Annotated in this window: 18 protein-coding genes; 12 read left to right on the top strand and 6 right to left on the bottom strand. The window is 34.1% G+C overall.

Annotation, left to right across the window (positions count from 1 at the left end):
- Positions 1 to 3 precede the first annotated feature (3 nt).
- Positions 4 to 999, bottom strand: a complete 996-nt coding sequence (locus ACSHW7_RS06945; protein WP_435678607.1) for an OmpA family protein — start codon at positions 997 to 999, stop codon at positions 4 to 6.
- Positions 1000 to 1277: 278 nt separating this feature from the next.
- Here ACSHW7_RS06945 and hisG point away from each other — a divergent pair, with 278 nt between their 5' ends.
- The 8 genes from hisG (at position 1278) to hisIE (ending at position 8616) form a co-directional block, all read left to right on the top strand.
- The gene (gene hisG, locus ACSHW7_RS06940) at positions 1278 to 2135 is read left to right on the top strand and encodes an ATP phosphoribosyltransferase (protein WP_435678606.1); all 858 of its coding nucleotides are present in this window, start codon (positions 1278 to 1280) and stop codon (positions 2133 to 2135) included.
- Between the two features lie 70 nt (positions 2136 to 2205).
- Complete coding sequence (gene hisD, locus ACSHW7_RS06935; protein WP_435678605.1) at positions 2206 to 3486, top strand: histidinol dehydrogenase; 1281 nt, start codon at positions 2206 to 2208, stop codon at positions 3484 to 3486.
- Positions 3487 to 3488: 2 nt separating this feature from the next.
- Positions 3489 to 4541 carry a histidinol-phosphate transaminase gene (gene hisC, locus ACSHW7_RS06930; RefSeq protein ID WP_435678604.1) on the top strand — a complete coding sequence of 351 codons (1053 nt, stop codon included), beginning with the start codon at positions 3489 to 3491 and terminating at the stop codon, positions 4539 to 4541.
- A gap of 52 nt (positions 4542 to 4593) precedes the next feature.
- Complete coding sequence (hisB, locus tag ACSHW7_RS06925) at positions 4594 to 5730, top strand: bifunctional histidinol-phosphatase/imidazoleglycerol-phosphate dehydratase HisB (protein WP_435678603.1); 1137 nt, start codon at positions 4594 to 4596, stop codon at positions 5728 to 5730.
- A gap of 9 nt (positions 5731 to 5739) precedes the next feature.
- On the top strand, positions 5740 to 6324 hold the full coding sequence (gene hisH, locus ACSHW7_RS06920) for an imidazole glycerol phosphate synthase subunit HisH (protein WP_435678602.1): 585 nt from the start codon (positions 5740 to 5742) through the stop codon (positions 6322 to 6324).
- Positions 6325 to 6441: 117 nt separating this feature from the next.
- Positions 6442 to 7176, top strand: coding sequence for a 1-(5-phosphoribosyl)-5-[(5-phosphoribosylamino)methylideneamino]imidazole-4-carboxamide isomerase (gene hisA, locus ACSHW7_RS06915; RefSeq protein ID WP_435678601.1), 735 nt, complete (start codon positions 6442 to 6444; stop codon positions 7174 to 7176).
- Positions 7163 to 7921 carry an imidazole glycerol phosphate synthase subunit HisF gene (hisF, locus tag ACSHW7_RS06910; protein WP_435678600.1) on the top strand — a complete coding sequence of 253 codons (759 nt, stop codon included), beginning with the start codon at positions 7163 to 7165 and terminating at the stop codon, positions 7919 to 7921. Before hisA ends, hisF begins: the two co-directional genes overlap by 14 nt.
- Positions 7922 to 8019: 98 nt before the next feature.
- Positions 8020 to 8616, top strand: a complete 597-nt coding sequence (hisIE, locus tag ACSHW7_RS06905; RefSeq protein ID WP_435678599.1) for a bifunctional phosphoribosyl-AMP cyclohydrolase/phosphoribosyl-ATP diphosphatase HisIE — start codon at positions 8020 to 8022, stop codon at positions 8614 to 8616.
- A gap of 81 nt (positions 8617 to 8697) precedes the next feature.
- Here hisIE and ACSHW7_RS06900 read toward each other — a convergent pair whose 3' ends face one another.
- Positions 8698 to 9942 carry a hypothetical protein gene (locus ACSHW7_RS06900; RefSeq protein ID WP_435678598.1) on the bottom strand — a complete coding sequence of 415 codons (1245 nt, stop codon included), beginning with the start codon at positions 9940 to 9942 and terminating at the stop codon, positions 8698 to 8700.
- 148 nt (positions 9943 to 10090) lie between these two features.
- Entirely contained in the window at positions 10091 to 10882 is a 792-nt protein-coding gene (locus ACSHW7_RS06895) for a LytTR family DNA-binding domain-containing protein (RefSeq protein ID WP_435678597.1), read from the bottom strand.
- An 87-nt stretch (positions 10883 to 10969) separates the two neighbouring features.
- Between ACSHW7_RS06895 and corA the strand changes: the two genes are divergently transcribed.
- Positions 10970 to 12064 (top strand): magnesium/cobalt transporter CorA, encoded by a 1095-nt coding sequence (corA, locus tag ACSHW7_RS06890; RefSeq protein WP_435678596.1) that lies wholly within the window; start codon positions 10970 to 10972, stop codon positions 12062 to 12064.
- Positions 12065 to 12225: 161 nt separating this feature from the next.
- Positions 12226 to 12858 (top strand): porin family protein, encoded by a 633-nt coding sequence (locus ACSHW7_RS06885; protein ID WP_435678595.1) that lies wholly within the window; start codon positions 12226 to 12228, stop codon positions 12856 to 12858.
- An 86-nt stretch (positions 12859 to 12944) separates the two neighbouring features.
- On the opposite strand, the gene ACSHW7_RS06880 is transcribed toward ACSHW7_RS06885, so the two are convergent.
- A complete protein-coding gene (locus ACSHW7_RS06880; protein ID WP_435678594.1) occupies positions 12945 to 13370 on the bottom strand; it encodes a hypothetical protein in 426 nt (141 codons plus the stop codon).
- Positions 13371 to 13436: 66 nt separating this feature from the next.
- On the opposite strand from ACSHW7_RS06880, the gene ACSHW7_RS06875 reads away from it, so the two are divergent.
- Positions 13437 to 14120: a DUF2461 domain-containing protein gene (locus tag ACSHW7_RS06875; protein WP_435678593.1), complete on the top strand. Its 684-nt coding sequence runs from the start codon at positions 13437 to 13439 to the stop codon at positions 14118 to 14120.
- 106 nt (positions 14121 to 14226) lie between these two features.
- Here the strand turns inward: ACSHW7_RS06875 and ACSHW7_RS06870 are convergent, their stop codons facing one another.
- Together ACSHW7_RS06870 and ACSHW7_RS06865 are read right to left on the bottom strand one after the other, a co-directional pair.
- The gene (locus ACSHW7_RS06870) at positions 14227 to 15492 is read right to left on the bottom strand and encodes an OmpA family protein (RefSeq protein WP_435678592.1); all 1266 of its coding nucleotides are present in this window, start codon (positions 15490 to 15492) and stop codon (positions 14227 to 14229) included.
- Between the two features lie 212 nt (positions 15493 to 15704).
- Complete coding sequence (locus tag ACSHW7_RS06865; protein WP_435678591.1) at positions 15705 to 16109, bottom strand: glyoxalase; 405 nt, start codon at positions 16107 to 16109, stop codon at positions 15705 to 15707.
- 168 nt (positions 16110 to 16277) lie between these two features.
- Here ACSHW7_RS06865 and ACSHW7_RS06860 point away from each other — a divergent pair, with 168 nt between their 5' ends.
- The gene (locus ACSHW7_RS06860; RefSeq protein WP_435678590.1) at positions 16278 to 17639 is read left to right on the top strand and encodes an NAD-dependent succinate-semialdehyde dehydrogenase; all 1362 of its coding nucleotides are present in this window, start codon (positions 16278 to 16280) and stop codon (positions 17637 to 17639) included.
- The last annotated feature ends 9 nt before the right edge of the window (positions 17640 to 17648 follow it).

Below are 17648 nucleotides of genomic sequence, written 5' to 3'. Positions count from 1 at the left end.
ATCTTACTTAAATTTTATTTCAATACGTTTATTTAACCTGCGTCCCTCTTCGGTACTATTACTATGTATGGGATACATTTCACCATTTGAAATTGCACTAATTCTATCTTCTTTGACAAATCCTTTTTTTACAAGGTATGCTTTTATTTCTTGTGCGTAAACCAAGCCCATTCTGTAATTTTCATTTGCATCATTGAGGTTATCTGTATAACCAACGATGATAACTTTTAAATAGGGGTTTTGTGTTGTAATTTGATTGATTTTGGTTGCAAGTTCTTGAAGTTTTTTATCTGCCAAAAGGCCTTCATAAGAATAGTTGGGATAAAACAGCATTGAATCTGGAACGTCCATTACGGTAACTTCTTCAACTTGATTAGCAATTCTATCCTTATTTAATTTGGCAAATTGAAAGTCTATTGCATTCTTGTAGATACTATCGTTGTCAAATTTAAGATTTTTGATTATAGATTTAACAACAATTTTTTCAGCTGGCACTCCCGTATTCACTAATATTTTTTTGATTAGCATTCCGCGCTGGACACCTAGATTGGGGTTTTTAATATTTTCATCTGCACTATAAAGAGAGTTGATGTGCACTTCTTGATCAGGGTGTTCTATAAGATATGAGTTCACTTTGTACTTATAATCCACAATACTTGGATTAGAAAGTATTGTGTTATGATTTTTTTTAAATGATATACCTTCATCGAATGCAAAAATTATATCGTTGTCTTCATTTAGCGCCTTGATTCCAGTAACAACGTGTGCAATATTTTTTATTCTTGCGAGGGTGTCTTCCGAAATTTCACCACCTGTATTTTTTTCTTCTTCAATTAAGGTAGAATCGCTTTTATTTAAATCTTTGATTTTTTCAATTTCCGAAGTAGAAGTAACGTTTTCAGAAATTAACCTACTTGAAGGGACCAACCAAGAAAATAGCCAAAGCGCAAAAAGGGCCCAGACTAAAAAGATTAAGAAAGCTACTAAAAAGTTTTTCATGGTTTTTTGCTAAACGCGACAATCGAAATAAAATTTGAGGATGATTAACAAACATAATAAATCAAAAGCTAACTTTTTGTAAAATTTAATATGTTTTTTACAAGACTATCAACAATAAAATCATAAGTTTGCATTTAAAATATGAAACTATTTACTACACATCATCATTTTCACAACCACGCTCTAGCGAGGAGGAAATGATTTTGCATAAAGCAACAATATATTCTAACCCGTTTGAGCATTCAAACGGGTTTTTTGTTTTTAAAAAAAATGATACAATGAAAAAATTAAAAATTGCAATCCAGAAATCGGGGAGACTCAATGAAGACTCCCTTAATTTGCTTAAGGATTGCGGCATCTCAATAGATAATGGAAAAGACCAATTAAAAGCTTCCGCGCGCAACTTTCCGTTGGAAGTTTTTTATCTCCGCAATGGAGACATACCACAATATTTAAAAGACGGCGTCGTAGATTGTGCCATCATTGGAGAGAATGTTTTGGTAGAAAAAGGAAGAGAAATAGTAATTAAGGAAAAATTAGGATTCTCAACATGCAGAGTTTCTATAGCGGTGCCAAAAGGAGCAAAATACAAGAACAGTAAAGATTTAAATGGAAAACGAATCGCGACCTCATATCCCGAAACAGTAAAAGCATATTTGACTAAAAACAACCTTGAAGCTGAAATACACGTAATAAATGGAAGCGTGGAGATTGCACCAAATATAGGTCTTGCAGATGCCATTTGCGATATAGTGAGTAGTGGTAGTACACTTTTTAAAAACAATCTTAAAGAGGTTGAAGTATTAATGAAAAGTGAAGCTGTGTTAGCGGCATCCCCTTCAATAACTTCGGAAATTTCTACCATATTAGACACGCTGCAATTTAGAATAGCATCCGTTTTAAAGGGAAAAAATTCACGATATGTTTTATTGAATGCTCCGAACGAAAAATTAAAAGAAATCACCAAAATTTTGCCAGGAATGAAAAGCCCAACAATTTTGCCATTAGCCGAAGAAGGATGGAGCAGTATCCATAGCGTAGTGGACCAAGATAAATTTTGGGAAATCATAGAACAATTAAAAGCAGCAGGTGCCGAAGGCATTCTCGTTTGTCCCATTGAAAAGATGGTGTTATAAAAAGACTTTAGATTTAAAAATTAAGATAATTCAGAAATAAGGAGTCCATCAAAAGCGATGGGATGGCAAAATGAAAAAAATAAAATATCCTAAGAGAGAAAATTGGAGCAGTTTGTTAAAGCGCCCCACACAGGAGGTAAGCGATATTGAACAAACGGTTTTAGAAATTTTTAATGATATTAAACTAACCGGAAATACTGCTGTCCACAAATACACAAAGCGCTTTGACGGAGTTCAGTTGGATGATTTAATGGTTTCAGAAAAAGAATTTAATGAAGCAGAAATTTCCGAAGAATTAAAAAAAGCCATTCAAGTAGCAAAAGGAAATATCGAACGTTTTCATAACGCTCAAAAGACCGAGAAAGTTATGGTCGAAACAATGGAAGGCGTTGTTTGCTGGCAAGAAAAGCGACCCATTCAAAAAGTGGGATTGTATATTCCCGGCGGCACTGCACCTTTATTTTCAACCATTTTAATGCTTGCCATTCCTGCAAGATTAGCCGGATGCAAAGAAATTATATTATGCACACCACCCGATAAAAACGGAATTATAAATCCTGCAATAGTTTATACAGCAAAACTTTGCGGCGTTTCTCAAGTTTTTAAAGTAGGTGGAATTCAAGCCATTGGAGCGATGACTTTTGGTACTGAAACTATCCCAAAAGTATCTAAAATTTTTGGTCCCGGAAATCAATTTGTCACGGTCGCAAAACAAATCGCCACTAAATTTGGAGTAGCAATAGATATGCCTGCGGGTCCCAGCGAATTGTTAGTGTACGCAGATGACAGCGCAAATGCAGCGTTTGTTGCCAGCGATTTATTGAGTCAAGCGGAGCATGGTGCAGATAGTCAAGTGATTTTAGTGACAATTTCAGAAAAAATGATGGTTGCCACGGAGACCGAAATTTTAAAGCAACTAGAAAAACTGCCAAGAAAAGAAATCGCCACAAAAGCGATTGAAAAGTCAAAGTTAATTCTTGTTGAAACAGAAGATGAAGCAATTGATTTAATCAATGAATACGCGCCGGAGCACTACATTTTAGTTTCGGAAAACGAAGGTTATTTTTTAGAATGCGTTGAAAATGCAGGTTCAGTATTTATAGGAAATTATACTCCTGAGAGTGCTGGAGACTACGCTTCGGGGACGAATCATACATTACCCACAAATGGCTACGCTAAGCAATATAGTGGTGTTAATCTTGACAGTTTTTTGAAAGCGATTACATTTCAAAAAATATCAAAAAAAGGAATTCAAAATATTGGAAATTCCATCGAAATAATTGCAGAAGCTGAAGGACTACAAGCGCATAAAAATGCTGTGACCTTGCGATTAAAAAGCTTAAAAAAATGAGTATGAAAACAAAACAGTTTGATATCGCTAAGCTAATTCGTCCCAATGTGGCAGCGTTAAAACCGTATAGCAGTGCTCGTGATGAGTACAAAGATATGGATGGCGATATGGTATTTCTCGACGCTAACGAAAATCCTTTTGAAAGTGAAGTCAATCGATATCCAGACCCACAACAGCGAGATGTGAAAGCTATTTTGGGCGCTCAAAAAGGAATAAACCCCACACAAATCTTGTTAGGAAATGGAAGCGATGAAGTGCTGGATTTATTGTTCAGAGCTTTTTGCGAGCCCAACAAAGATAACATCATTACGCTACCACCAACTTATGGAATGTACAATGTGCTTGCGGGAATCAATGCCATAGAAAACAGAGAAGTTTTATTGACAAGTAATTTTGAACCTAATGTTGCTGAAATTTTAAGTAATCAAGACAACAAGTCAAAATTATTATTTCTCTGTTCTCCAAATAACCCCACGGGAAATAGTTTTTCTGAAATTTCAATCAAACAATTATTGGAACAATTTAATGGACTAGTTGTAATCGACGAGGCTTATATTGATTTTTCACCCAATGAAAGTTGGATGTCAAAATTGAGCGAATATCCAAATCTTGTTGTAACTCAAACATTGTCAAAAGCGTACGGCCTTGCAGGAATTAGGTTGGGTATTTGTTATGCCTCTCCCCCAATCATTAAAGTTCTCAATAAAATAAAACCACCGTATAATGTAAATGAACTTACACAACAACGCGCTTTTGAAAGACTTGTAAATATTGAAGATGTGATGGATGAAGTGGAAGCAATTATAGAGCAGAAAGAAATTTTAATGGATGCTTTAAACGAAATTTCATTCGTTGAAAAAGTATATCCGTCTGATGCCAATTTTGTCTTGCTGAAAGTAGACGATGCCACAAAAAGATATCAGCAATTAATTAAAAAGGGAATTGTGGTGCGAAATAGAAGTACACAAGCACTTTGTGAAAATACGTTGCGAATTACTGTTGGTACTAAAAACGAGAATGAGCAATTGATACAAATTTTAAAAGATTTAGATTAACAAATTACCTATTTCAATAGGGTATAACATATTCGCTTTCGCGGACTGTATTATGAAGAAAAAAGTATTATTTATTGACAGAGATGGAACCATCATAAAAGAGACAATCGACGAACAAATCGATGCTTTTGAAAAAATGATTTTTTACCCAAAGGCATTCACATATCTTGGTAAAATTGCAAAAGAATTGGATTACGAATTGGTAATGATTACCAATCAAGACGGTCTAGGAACAGAGGTTTTCCCAGAAGAAACCTTTTGGCCCGTTCATAATTTTATCCTAACATCTTTTGAAAATGAAGGAGTAAAATTTGATAAAGTTTTTTTGGATCGCACATTTCCGCATGAAAATGCAAACACCCGTAAACCGGGCACAGGACTTTTAACCGAGTATTTTTCGGAGGAATATGACCTTGAAAACAGTTTTGTCATTGGTGATAGATTGACTGATATGGAATTGGCCAAAAATCTAGGTTCAAAAGGAATTTTTATCAATGATGAAACAAATTTAGGTACTTCGGAAATTACTGTAAAACGAGATGATTTAGATACATATATTTCCGTTGAAACCAATGACTGGCAAAAGATTTATGAATTTCTAAAGCTGAAAAATCGTGTCGCTACCATTGAAAGAATAACGAACGAAACAGATATAAAAATCGAACTCAATTTAGACGGAAAAGGAACATCAAATATCGACACTGGAATTGCTTTTTTTGATCACATGCTTGATCAGATTGCCAGACACGGGCAAATGGATTTGAATATCTCCGTAAAAGGCGATTTAGAAGTGGATGAGCACCACACTATTGAAGACACCGCTATTGCTTTGGGTGAAGTTTTCAGTCAAGCATTGGGTGATAAATTGGGCATTGAACGTTACGGTTTTTGTTTGCCAATGGATGATTGTTTAGCGCAGGTTGCTATTGATTTTGGAGGCCGAAACTGGTTAGTTTGGGAAGCCGATTTTAAACGCGAAATGATTGGGAAAATGCCAACCGAAATGTTCTACCATTTTTTTAAAAGTTTCACGGACGGAGCAAAAGCAAATCTCAATATAAAAGCCGAAGGCACAAACGAGCACCACAAAATCGAAGCTATTTTTAAAGCCTTTGCAAAAGCGATTAAAGTTGCGGTTAAAAGAGACGCAGACAAAATGATTTTGCCAAGTACAAAAGGGATGCTGTAAACATATAAAATGAAAAAAATAGCAATTATAGATTATGGCGCGGGAAATATAAAAAGCATTCAATTTGCGCTGCAACGTTTAGGATACGAAGGTATTTTGACTAGCGATGTTGACCAAATAAAAGAAGCCGATTATGTTATTTTTCCAGGCGTCGGCGAGGCAAGTAGTGCTATGGGAAAACTCCGAATTTCTGAGTTGGATACATTGATTCCAAATTTAAAGCAACCTGTTTTGGGTATCTGTTTGGGCATGCAATTATTATGTAACGGCACAGAAGAGGGCGCCACAAAAGGACTTGGAATTTTTGATGTCGATGTTATTAAATTCACTTCAAAAGTTAAAGTGCCACAGATAGGTTGGAATACTATTTCAAATTTAAAAAGTGGTCTTTTTTCTGAAATTTCAGAAAATGAATATATGTACACGGTTAACAGTTTTTACGCGCCAGTATGCAACAACACAATTGCCGAAACAGATTACAACGGAAACTATTCAGCAGCATTAAAACAGGATAATTTTTATGGAGTCCAATTTCATCCCGAAAAAAGTGGAAATGCAGGGGAGAACGTGTTGCATAATTTTTTGAAGATGTGATGAAATTAGAAATATAATGAAAGTTAACTCTTTGTAATTTATTAATTATACTGCTTCAGTAAAGTTTCGACTGCGCTCAACCAGACAAATAAAGGTGCCCGCTTTTACGGGCAAAAGATGAGAATAATACCAGCAATAGATATCATTGACGGAAAGTGCGTTAGACTTTCCAAGGGAGATTACAACACAAAAAAAATATATAATGAGTATCCTTTAGAGGTTGCCAAACAATTTGAAGCGCACGGTATTGAATACCTGCATCTTGTGGACTTAGATGGTGCGAAAAGCAAACATATTGTTAACCATAAAGTATTAGAACAAATTGCAACCAAAACCAATTTAAAAATTGATTTTGGCGGAGGTTTAAAAACCGACGCTGATTTAAAAATTGCTTTTGAAAGTGGTGCAAATCAAATCACTGGAGGAAGCATTGCAGTTAAGGATGCTGAAACTTTCAAAAGTTGGATTTCAAAATATGGTGCCGAAAAAATCATACTTGGGGCAGATGCCCAAAATGAAAAAATAGCAATTAGTGGTTGGCAGGAAGAGAGTAATAAAGAGTTGATTCCGTTTATTCAAGAGTATCAGCGAGAAGGAATTGAGTATGTAATTTGTACAGATATTAGTAAAGACGGTATGTTGGAAGGTCCTTCTTATAAATTGTATCAAAAAATTTTAAACGATTGTAAGGTTTCAAAAATTAAATTGATTGCTTCGGGAGGAATTTCAACGTTTGCTGAATTACCAAAATTGGCTGAAATGGGATGCGAAGGAACAATTATTGGAAAAGCCATTTATGAAAATAGAATTACTTTAAAACAGCTAGAAAATTTTATCAATGAGTTTAACTAAACGAATAATTCCATGTTTGGATATCAAAAATGGGCGTACTGTAAAAGGCGTAAATTTTGTTAATTTGAGAGACGCGGGTGACCCCGTGGAGCTTGCTAAATTATATAGCGAAGAAGGCGCGGACGAATTGGTATTTCTTGATATTTCGGCAACGGAGGAACGACGTAAAACTTTGGCTAATTTGGTGTTGAATGTGGCAAAAACTATCAATATTCCTTTTACGGTGGGAGGTGGAATTTCTAGCGTGGAGGATGTCGCTTTGCTGTTACAAAATGGAGCGGACAAGGTTTCCATAAATTCTTCTGCCATTAAACGACCTGAGTTGATTAATGAGTTGGCTGCCATTTTTGGCTCGCAATGTATTGTGGTTGCTATCGATGCAAAAAAGATTAATGGAGAATGGATTGTACATTTAATGGGAGGTAAGATTCCAACCGAACTCAACCTTTTTGATTGGGCTAAGGAAGTTGAAACTCGTGGTGCTGGCGAAATTCTATTTACATCAATGGATAACGATGGAACCAAAAATGGTTTTGCAGACGAAGCTTTGGCAACACTTTCGGAGTTATTGAATATTCCTATAATCGCATCGGGTGGAGCAGGGAAGGTGCAGCATTTTACAGATACTTTTACTAACGGAAAAGCAGACGCGGCATTAGCTGCCAGTGTGTTTCATTTTAAAGAAATAGGGATTCAAGAACTAAAAAGAGAACTGGCAACGGCGGGAGTTTCGGTGCGATTGTAGTTAAATTGAGAATCTAAGATTTAATGTTTGGCTACTATTTCCGAAGCAATTAAAACGAAGAATAATTTAAATAAATTCCCATTCCGTGGGAGATGGATATGAAAATAGATTTTAAAAAATATAGTGACGGTCTTGTGCCGGTGGTAATTCAAGATGCTACGACCAAAAATGTCTTGATGTTAGGATATATGAATGAAGAGTCGTATTTAAAGACTTCGGAAGAAAAAAGAGTGACATTTTTTAGCCGAAGCAAACAGCGTTTATGGACAAAAGGTGAAGAGAGTGGAAATTTTTTAAACCTAGTTTCTTTGGCTGTGGATTGTGATAATGATGCATTATTAATTCAAGTAAATCCGAAAGGACCAACCTGCCACAAAGGTACAGCTACTTGTTGGGGCGAAGAGAATATTTCAAGTTTTGGTTTCATTTCTGAATTAGAAAAAGTCATTGAAAACCGAAGAAATGATCTCGACAATCCCGATAGTTATGTGGCGTCTCTATTCAGAAAAGGAATTAATAAACTCGCGCAAAAAGTGGGTGAGGAAGCTGTAGAAGTGGTTATTGAAGCTAAAGATAACGATGATAATTTATTCTTGAACGAGAGTGCAGATTTGCTTTTTCATTATTTGATGTTACTGCAGGCCAAGGGATTTTCGTTAAAGGATATTGAAAAGGTTTTAAAAGAAAGACATTAAAAAATTAAAATAAATCCCGCAGCTAATCACAACTGCGGGATTTTTATTTTCTGAAATTTAAAAGATTCAGAAAACGCTAAATTATTGATTTTGATTGATTAGTGTTTCTATTTGGTTTATCCAATCTGTTTTGAAATCCAATTTTATTTGTGGTTCAATGCCTCTTCCTTCATATTTGAGATATTCATTTCCGAAGTCCATATTGGTTCCTTGCACATAAAAATTACCTGAAGGAGTAAAGCCTTCTGGTGCGTCATCAATGCCGTAGGCTAAAATCCCGAATGTTGTTTGTCCCACATGTAGGCTATTTTCGATTTTTGAAATTTTTGATGCAAACTGCTCCCCATTGCTTCCTGTAAAAGAATTTGTAATCACATAAATCGTAGCGCCACTCTTTTCAAAAGGCTTTAAAAACTTATCTGACAAGTATTTGCTTCCACCTGAGTTGTTTCTTAAATCTACAATAAGATAGGGTGCTGTAAAGCTTTTCTTGTGTTCTTTCAAAAATGTTTTGGCCGCGTTTCTATTTTCAGTTGAGTAGGCGCTAAAATCTTTAAAAGCTACGTATTGAATTTTTTCGGTTAATTGTTTGAACAGCCATTTTTCTTCATTTTGCGAAAGTTCAAAATTATTTTCATTTCCTATTGCTTTGTAATTCCAAATTCGGCCATTATCGAATGTGAGACTGGGAACGACGCTGGGAGAAAGCGTTTGGTCATTATAGATATAAAAATCATACTTATTGGCTGTTGTATTTGTCGCATAAAATTTTATCATACCTATTTCCCATTGTGGCAGTGTATTTTCAATAATAACGCCTGCATAAACGTTGGGGTTTTCAGTTTCATAAATTCCTATTTTTTGTATTTCACCATACTTATAGATTCCTTCTAGGGATGATTCAGGTTTTTGTGCTAGCACTTTTTCAAGTTCTTCTAAATTCTTTGAAAACCTTGGAAGACTTTTGTAATAAGATTGATTTTTAAAATCTTTTAAACTTGTTGAATCTTTTAATATTTCAGCAGATAGCATTTCAGTTTTAAAAAAAATGCCTTGGTGAAGGTCAAGAATGAGTTGCTTTTGCTTTAATAGTAATTTGAAGCATGCTTCTAACGGCAACGGATTTGACATTTGGGAACTTAAATTTTGATATGTTTCATTAAAAAGTGTTTCCTTTTTACCTTTGATTTGGTCTTTATACGATGCTGTTTTCTTTAAAATTTCTACAGTGTAATCTAAGTCTTTTTTGCAGTCACAAGTTTGCAATTGCGCTTGGGTTGTGATTGAAATAAGTAGTGCAAAAATGATTGTAAATAGCGTTTTCATGATATAATTGTTTGTGATTAATATGGAACAAACTTATTTTATTTTTGAAACTGCTACTAGTAATAATAAGTCTTTGGGGCGAAATTACAGTTACCTGTGGTGAAATTTGAAGATTATTTTTTTTAAGTTTTAATTTAATCTTCAGCAATTAATTATTTAGAGTTTCTTTTACGTTTTCACTATACGTTTTTGAAATAGGAATTATAATTTCATTGCTCAGATTAATGTGTAATTTACCTTTTATCATTTCCCATTTTTTGAAATGGTATGGATTGATGAGATAGGAGCGATGTGTTCTTAAAAGTTGCGGGAAGTCTTCGGAAATTTTAGACAATTTATTACGTATTAATTGCTTTTTTAAAATGGAATTGTCTAAATATTGGACGTCTATATAATTATCATCTGCTTTTATAACGATCAAGTCATTATAAAGTAATTTTAATCCCTCATACGTGCCTTCTCCTTGAATTTCGATTTTTTCATCCGCTAGCTTTTTGTCTTTATACTTCCCAAAAGCCCATCTTCCAGCAATCACAATAGGAAGTATTGTGACCATCGCAGGTAAATATATGCTCAACGTAAAATAGCGCAATGAGTATGGGTTTGGTTCATTGGGGACGATGATATACAAATAGACAAGTCTTGTAACTATTAATCCCCCGAGGATAAAGATGATGAATATTATTATTTCGGTTTGTAAGTACCAATTTTCATTGTTTCGGTTAAAGAGCCAATGTTGAAGTGGCATAAGTGCTAAATACGCAATAGCTCCAACAATACCGTAAATGGGAAGGAATAGTAACTTTTCCGAAGTACTCAACTGATTTACATCTAGAGGTTCGGTAAAAAATAAAAAAATAAATATCCAGAGCGATAAACTCAATGCTATAATGAGGTGGTGTTTTAATTCGGGGTCAAATGGTACCTTAATTTTAAGCATTGAATTTTTTAAATAATTATGAATTGATTAAGATTTAAAATTAAATAAATACTTTAGTTTTCTATCTTTAAAATTCAACTGTTATCTATGGCAACTAAGAAAAGAAAGAAAAGGCATTTTAAAATCCCCCATATTAAAAAACCTGTGATTCATAATGAAGCGCCAGGAACGGTTACATATACTGGAAAAAAAGCGAACCAATCTACTAAGTTAGAAATTATAGATTATTCAAAAGATCATTATAGACGAGTAGATACAGAGAGTATTGAAGATGCTTTTGGTTTTGAGACTTCAGAGCATATTACTTGGATTAACATCAATGGTCTTAATAACACTAAGGAAATTGAACGGCTCGGTGAGTATTATAATCTTCACCCATTAATTCAAGAAGATATTGTAAGCACTAATCAACGTCCTAAAATGGATGAATATCCCGAATATTTATACATCGTTTTTAAAATGCTTCATTATAGTGATGAAGGCGAATTTATAAACGAGCATATAAGTATGGTCGTGGGTAAAGATTATGTGACAACATTTCAAGAGGCAGATGGCGATGTTTGGGATGGATTGAGAGATAGGCTTGAAAACTCTAAGGGACGCGTGCGCAACGCAGGAGCTGATTACTTAATGTTTGCTTTGTTGGACGCTATCGTTGATAATTATTTTAGCGTTATCGAAACACTGAGTTCTAAAATTGAATTTATCGAAGACCAACTTTTTGACGACGACATAGATGAAGATATTACGCAGGATATTCAAATATTAAAAAAAGAAATTCTTCGTATTCGGAGAGCTGTAGTACCATTGCGCGAAGTAATAAACAGACTCGAAAAAATAGATAGTGAATTGATTGAAGCGCGCACACAAAACTACATTAGAGATTTATACGATCACATTATTCAAGTGAGTGAAAGTGTTGATATCTATCGTGAGATGATTTGGGGATTGATGGATATGTACATGACCACAATTAGCAATAAGATGAACGAAGTAATGAAAGTTTTGACCATTATGGCTTCAATCTTTATTCCTTTGACATTTATGGCGGGTATTTATGGGATGAACTTTGAATATATTCCAGAGCTAAAATATAAATATGGATACTTTGTTTTATGGGGTGCTATGATTTTAGTGTTCTTTGGGTTGTTATATTATTTCAAGAAGAAGAAATGGTTGTAGGATATTTTTTTGATAATTCATTAAAAGTGAAAAAGTTCCAGTGATGCTGGGACTTTTTTTTGTAAAATATTTAAAAATTCCTTTAAGACAGTTTTAATATCTTCTTATGAAATTTTATATATAAGGTAAGTTAGATTTGTGCAAACAATAAAAACTAAATCATGAAAAAAATTTTATTAGTAGTAGCAGTAGCCGTGTTTGGAACAAGTTCAATCATTGCACAGGAATTAAAACTGGGAGCAAAAGCAGGTGTCAATTTTGCTAAACTTACTGGAGACGACCTTGAAGATGCAGATGGAAGAACAGGATTTCATATAGGTTTTGTAGCCGAAATTCCATTAAGCGAAAAGTTTGCAGTGCAACCAGAATTAATTTACTCTCAACAAGGATTACAACAAAAAGATGAAGTTTCTATATTTGGGTTTACACGAACTATAGAATCGAAACTTAAATTAGATTACATCAACGTACCTATTATGGCGAAATATTATTTTGTTGAAGGTTTTAGTGTTGAAGCTGGACCACAAATTGGAATCAATGTAAAAGCCGAAGCACAAACTATACAAACAGGTGGCGATTCTGAAACAGACGAAACTCTAGATGTAAGCGACAATATTTCTACTATCGATTTAGGTGTTGGTGGTGGACTTGCTTATCAATTACCAATGGGTGTGTTTTTTCAAGCTAGATATATCATTGGACTATCTAACGTAAATGATGATGACAACGAAGGTGTTTTTGGTGATGACTTCACAAATTCTAACTTATCATTATCTGTTGGTTACAAATTCTAGTTTGATAACCAACAGTATAGAGTGAGATTTTCTCACCAAATAAAGGTCCCGAAATTCAAAATGAGTTTCGGGACTTTTTTGTTCTACTATGTTAGCCATCCATTCCTTGCAGCGCCCTTGCTGTAATAGTATAGAAATATTGAAATAACAATAACTACAATGGGCATTATCATTGATTGCATTCCCATTAATTTAATAGCATCTGTACCTAACACCCAGTAACCTTGAGATATAAGCACCATTATTAATGAAATTAGAAAAAGTAACACAGAAATTTTCTTTTTAGCTAATAATAAAATACACGCTAAAACTCCTGTAAATACAGAAATTCCAAAAGCTATTAAATACCAAGTAGGTACATTTTTCATCATTTCAAAGACTTCTGGAGTGACCATTGACTCTGTGGAGTCTATTAAAATTGTTGCTAATCCAAATTGATATAATCCCATTAAATTCCATAAGAGTGCGGCGACGGCTATGATCCAGAATGCCTTATTTGGTTTGTTGTTCATAATTAGTTGGTTTAAGGTTATTCCTTATAAATATAGTAATTTTAATCACGTATCAATTTATATCCAATGACAAAGAGCGCACAGATTAAAAAAGAATCGTTTCAATTTTTAAACAAACTCAAACAAAACAATCATAAAGATTGGATGGATGAACATAAAAAAGAATATCTAGACAGTGAAAAATCTTTAAAACTTTTTTACGCTGAAATTTTAAAAGGATTAAACAAAACAGACGAAATTGCCAAGCAAAAAATTTTCAGAATCAATCGTGATATACGTTTCAGCAAAGACAAAACTCCGTATAATGTACATCGCAGTGTTAGTTGGAGTAGAGCAGGAGCGCAACGCAGAGGTGGCTATTATTTAAGACTCGAGCCCGGCAATTCTTTAATGGCTGGTGGTTTTTTTGTACCTGAACCAGCAGACTTGCTAAGAATTCGAAAAGAGTTTGAAATGGATGCTTCGGAAATTAGAAAAATATTAAACCAAAAAGATTTCAAAAAAGCATTTTCAGGTTTCAACCAAGCATATCGAGTAAAGACAGCCCCAAAAGGGTTTAGTAAAGAAGACCCGAATATTGATTTGATACGATTAAAAAGTTACTTTGTCCAGCACACATTTACAGATGAAGAAGTCTTTGCTGCTGACTTTAGAGAGAAGCTTTTATATCATTACTCACTATTACGCCCATTCTATGATTACATGAGCGATGTGCTTACGACAGATTTAAATGGTGAGTCAATTTTGTAAAACAATACAATTATAGTAATCAATTAATATTTCCGAAGTAAATTAAAAAAGCCGTTCCCAAAATGAGAACGGCTTTATCAATTTTATAATTGAAACTATCTAATAATTAGTTCAATTTAAAAGTTACTCTTCTTACAAGTTGTCTAGCTTCAGAAGAACCTTTATCTACACTTGTATCTTCACCACTACCTGTATGAGAAAGTCTGCTTTCGCTTACTCCTGATGCAACTAAGATGTCATAAACTTTTTTCGCTCTCTTTTCAGAAAGATTAGTATTATAAGTAGCATCTCCAAGTTCGTCAGCATATCCAATTAACTGTGCAGTAGCACTTGGGTTCTCGTTCATGTAAACTTTAAGGTAGTTAATAGCTTCCAAAGAATATGTTTGTGGTCTAGTACTATTGAATTCGAAATAAACGTTTACATATCCTTTATCTAATAGATCCTTAACAGTAGATGAACCAGAAGTTGAATTTGAATTAGGATTATAGTCATTTTTATTCAAGTAACGAGCATCTAAAGAAGGCTCAATCTCGTCAGGGATTCCATTATTGTTTTTGTCAACAGCAATACCTTTAGTATTGACAGCAACACCACTCATAGTATTCTTTTCTCTGTCTAAGTAATCTGGAACACCATCTTGATCAGTATCGATCATATCCGTTTCAACTTTAGACAAACGCTCTTGAAGTTCTTCAATTTCGCTCATCATAGCGTCTTCTTTGCTATACCAGTCAGCATGCACATCATTTTTACCTAAGTAGATATTGAAACCTGCAGATACATTATATAATAAACCGTCATCGATTCTTCTATTGTTGCTTGTAATCAACTGTGTACCTTCCCATGAACGCTCCATTCCTACGTTTGAAATTAACGAAACATCAGCAAAAAATGCTACACGATTTCCTAATTTAATTTGTGGCGTAATACCAGCAACTAAATTAAAAGCAGAATCATTTTCGTCAAGGTCAACAGGCTCTTGGTAATCAATTGATGAATAACCTCCACCACCATGGAATAATAATCCAAAAGAATTAGAAAAATCATTAAATCCTAATACGTTACGTAGATTTACAACTCCTTCAAGAGAAGCTCTGTAATACTTAGTTTCAAAAGGTAAAAATCCACCTTCATCATCTCCTGAAATATCATTATAACCAAAAGTAGCTCTTAAACCTACTTTTTCGTTCATCATATAACGAACACCTAAAGAAGCTTGATAAGGAGCCATTCCTTTTACACGATATCCTGGTGCCAAAGGAGAAGAGGGCTTGGTTAAACCACCACCTAATTCAACAGACCATTTGTTGAATGCAGAAGCAGAATCTTGAGCAAAAGTTGCTGAGGAAATAAGTGCTACAGCTAGCACACATAATAATTTTTTCATTTTATTTGGGTTTTGATTTGTTTGTTTTATTGGACAAAAGTAACCCACTAAATGAATTGAAGAAGCCGTTTATAAAAGTTTATTAATACATTAACATTCTAGATTCAAACCTTATAGATTTAAAATTTTCAAAATTTATGTAAAATATTAAAAATCAGTAATTTATATAAATTTTGAACACCTATTTTATAATTTTATCCTAAAACAATTTCAAACTCCAACATATTGTTTTTTAGTCTTTCTTTAACAATATTCATCATCCTCTTGTTCAATGCTGAAGAATTTTCAATGTACAATAAGTATTCACTGGAAGTAAATTGACCGATGACCATTCCCTTCAACGCATTTCTAAATTTAATGTCTTTTTGTATGGCATTATCGATATACTCTAAACGCTGGTCAATGGTAAGATTATAGAAAACATTTTTATGCTTTCTTATATAATTTTTAAACACCAAAACCATTAAATCATTTTGCAATTTTGCAATAGGCCGTATTGTTTTGTTCTGAAATTTCTCTTCGCTAGACATCCCTTCAATAATTTTCGCAGTAGGTAGTTCGGGTCTTATTGCGAGTAAAGCTGCATCTCTTGTTTCCATGGTATTTGATTTTTATTAAATATACAGGTTACAATACTTATACCATGATTTTCAATAGATAGTTATAAACAGGGCTATCAACAGTATAAACTACTAATTTCGTTAAAGTCGTCTTAATCAAAATGTTAATGTATCAGTTAGTTTTTACCTTTAAGGAAAAACAAAAAAATGGGAACAACAACTTCAATAAACCCGTATAACGGTAATGAAATCAAAACTTTTAAAACGCATACAAAGTCTGAAATTTCTGAAATTTTAGAAAAAGCAAACAAACGTTTTTTTAGTTGGAGAGAAACTACATTCGACCACCGAAAAAAACTAATGCTAGCCGCAGCCGCCGAATTAAAAAAGAACACGCGTGAATATGCCGAAATAATGACTGCTGAAATTGGAAAACCCATTACACAATCAATTGCAGAAATTGAAAAATGTGCTTGGGTATGTGAGTATTACGCAGAAGAAGCAGAAAGTCATATGGCAAATGAAATCATTAAAACAGATGCTAAAAAAAGCTACACAAGCTACGAACCCATGGGAGTTGTACTTGCCGTGATGCCTTGGAATTATCCATTTTGGCAGGTATTCAGATTTGCCGCTCCTGCTTTGATGGCGGGAAATATTGGGGTTTTAAAACACGCGAGTAATGTTTTTGGCAGTGCACTAAACATTGAAAAAGTATTTAAGCGAGCAGGATTCCCAGATAATTGTTTTACAACACTACTTGCCAATAGTGATGCTGTTGAAAATATCATTGAAAATCCAATCGTAAAAGCTGTAACACTTACGGGAAGTGGCCCAGCGGGTAGTGCAATAGCTGCAACTGCTGGAAAGAATATTAAAAAAACGGTTTTAGAATTGGGTGGAAATAATGCATTGGTGGTTTTAAAAGATTGCGATATCGATACAACGGTTGATATTTGTGTCCAGGCAAGATTTCAAAATACGGGACAGAGTTGTATCGCTGGTAAACGACTTTTGATTGATAGTCAAATTTCCGAAGCATTTATAGAAAAATTATTAGTAAAAGTGAGGGAGTTAAAAAGCGGTGACCCAATGGATGAACACACCTATATTGGAACCATGGCTCGCGAAGATTTAGCCAAGGAACTTGAAGAACAAGTTAAAAACACGATTAAAGCAGGTGGAAAACTAGAAATAGGAGGTAAGCGACAAGGTGCCTATTTTGAACCTACAGTTGTGAGCGGAGTCACCCAAAAAATGGATATGTTTAACCAAGAAACTTTTGGTCCAGCATTATCAATAACAACATTTAAAGATATTGAAGAAGCGATTGCACTGAGTAATAATTCTCGATTTGGTTTGGGCGTTTCAATTTTTACAAAAGACATTAAAGCAGCTGAAGAAATGGCGTATAAATTTGATGAAGGTGCCGTGTTTATAAATAGCTTGGTTAAAAGCGATCCACGTTTACCGTTTGGTGGCGTTAAAGAAAGTGGATATGGAAGAGAACTTAGCAAACACGGTATTAGAGAGTTTTTAAATAGAAAAACTATTTATATTGCTAAATAGTACATTCAA

The organism is Patiriisocius sp. (genome assembly GCF_051252435.1).
Classification (GTDB): domain Bacteria; phylum Bacteroidota; class Bacteroidia; order Flavobacteriales; family Flavobacteriaceae; genus Patiriisocius.
The sequence above is the reverse complement of the archived record's forward strand: the minus strand, read 5'-3'. Positions and strand labels throughout refer to the sequence as shown.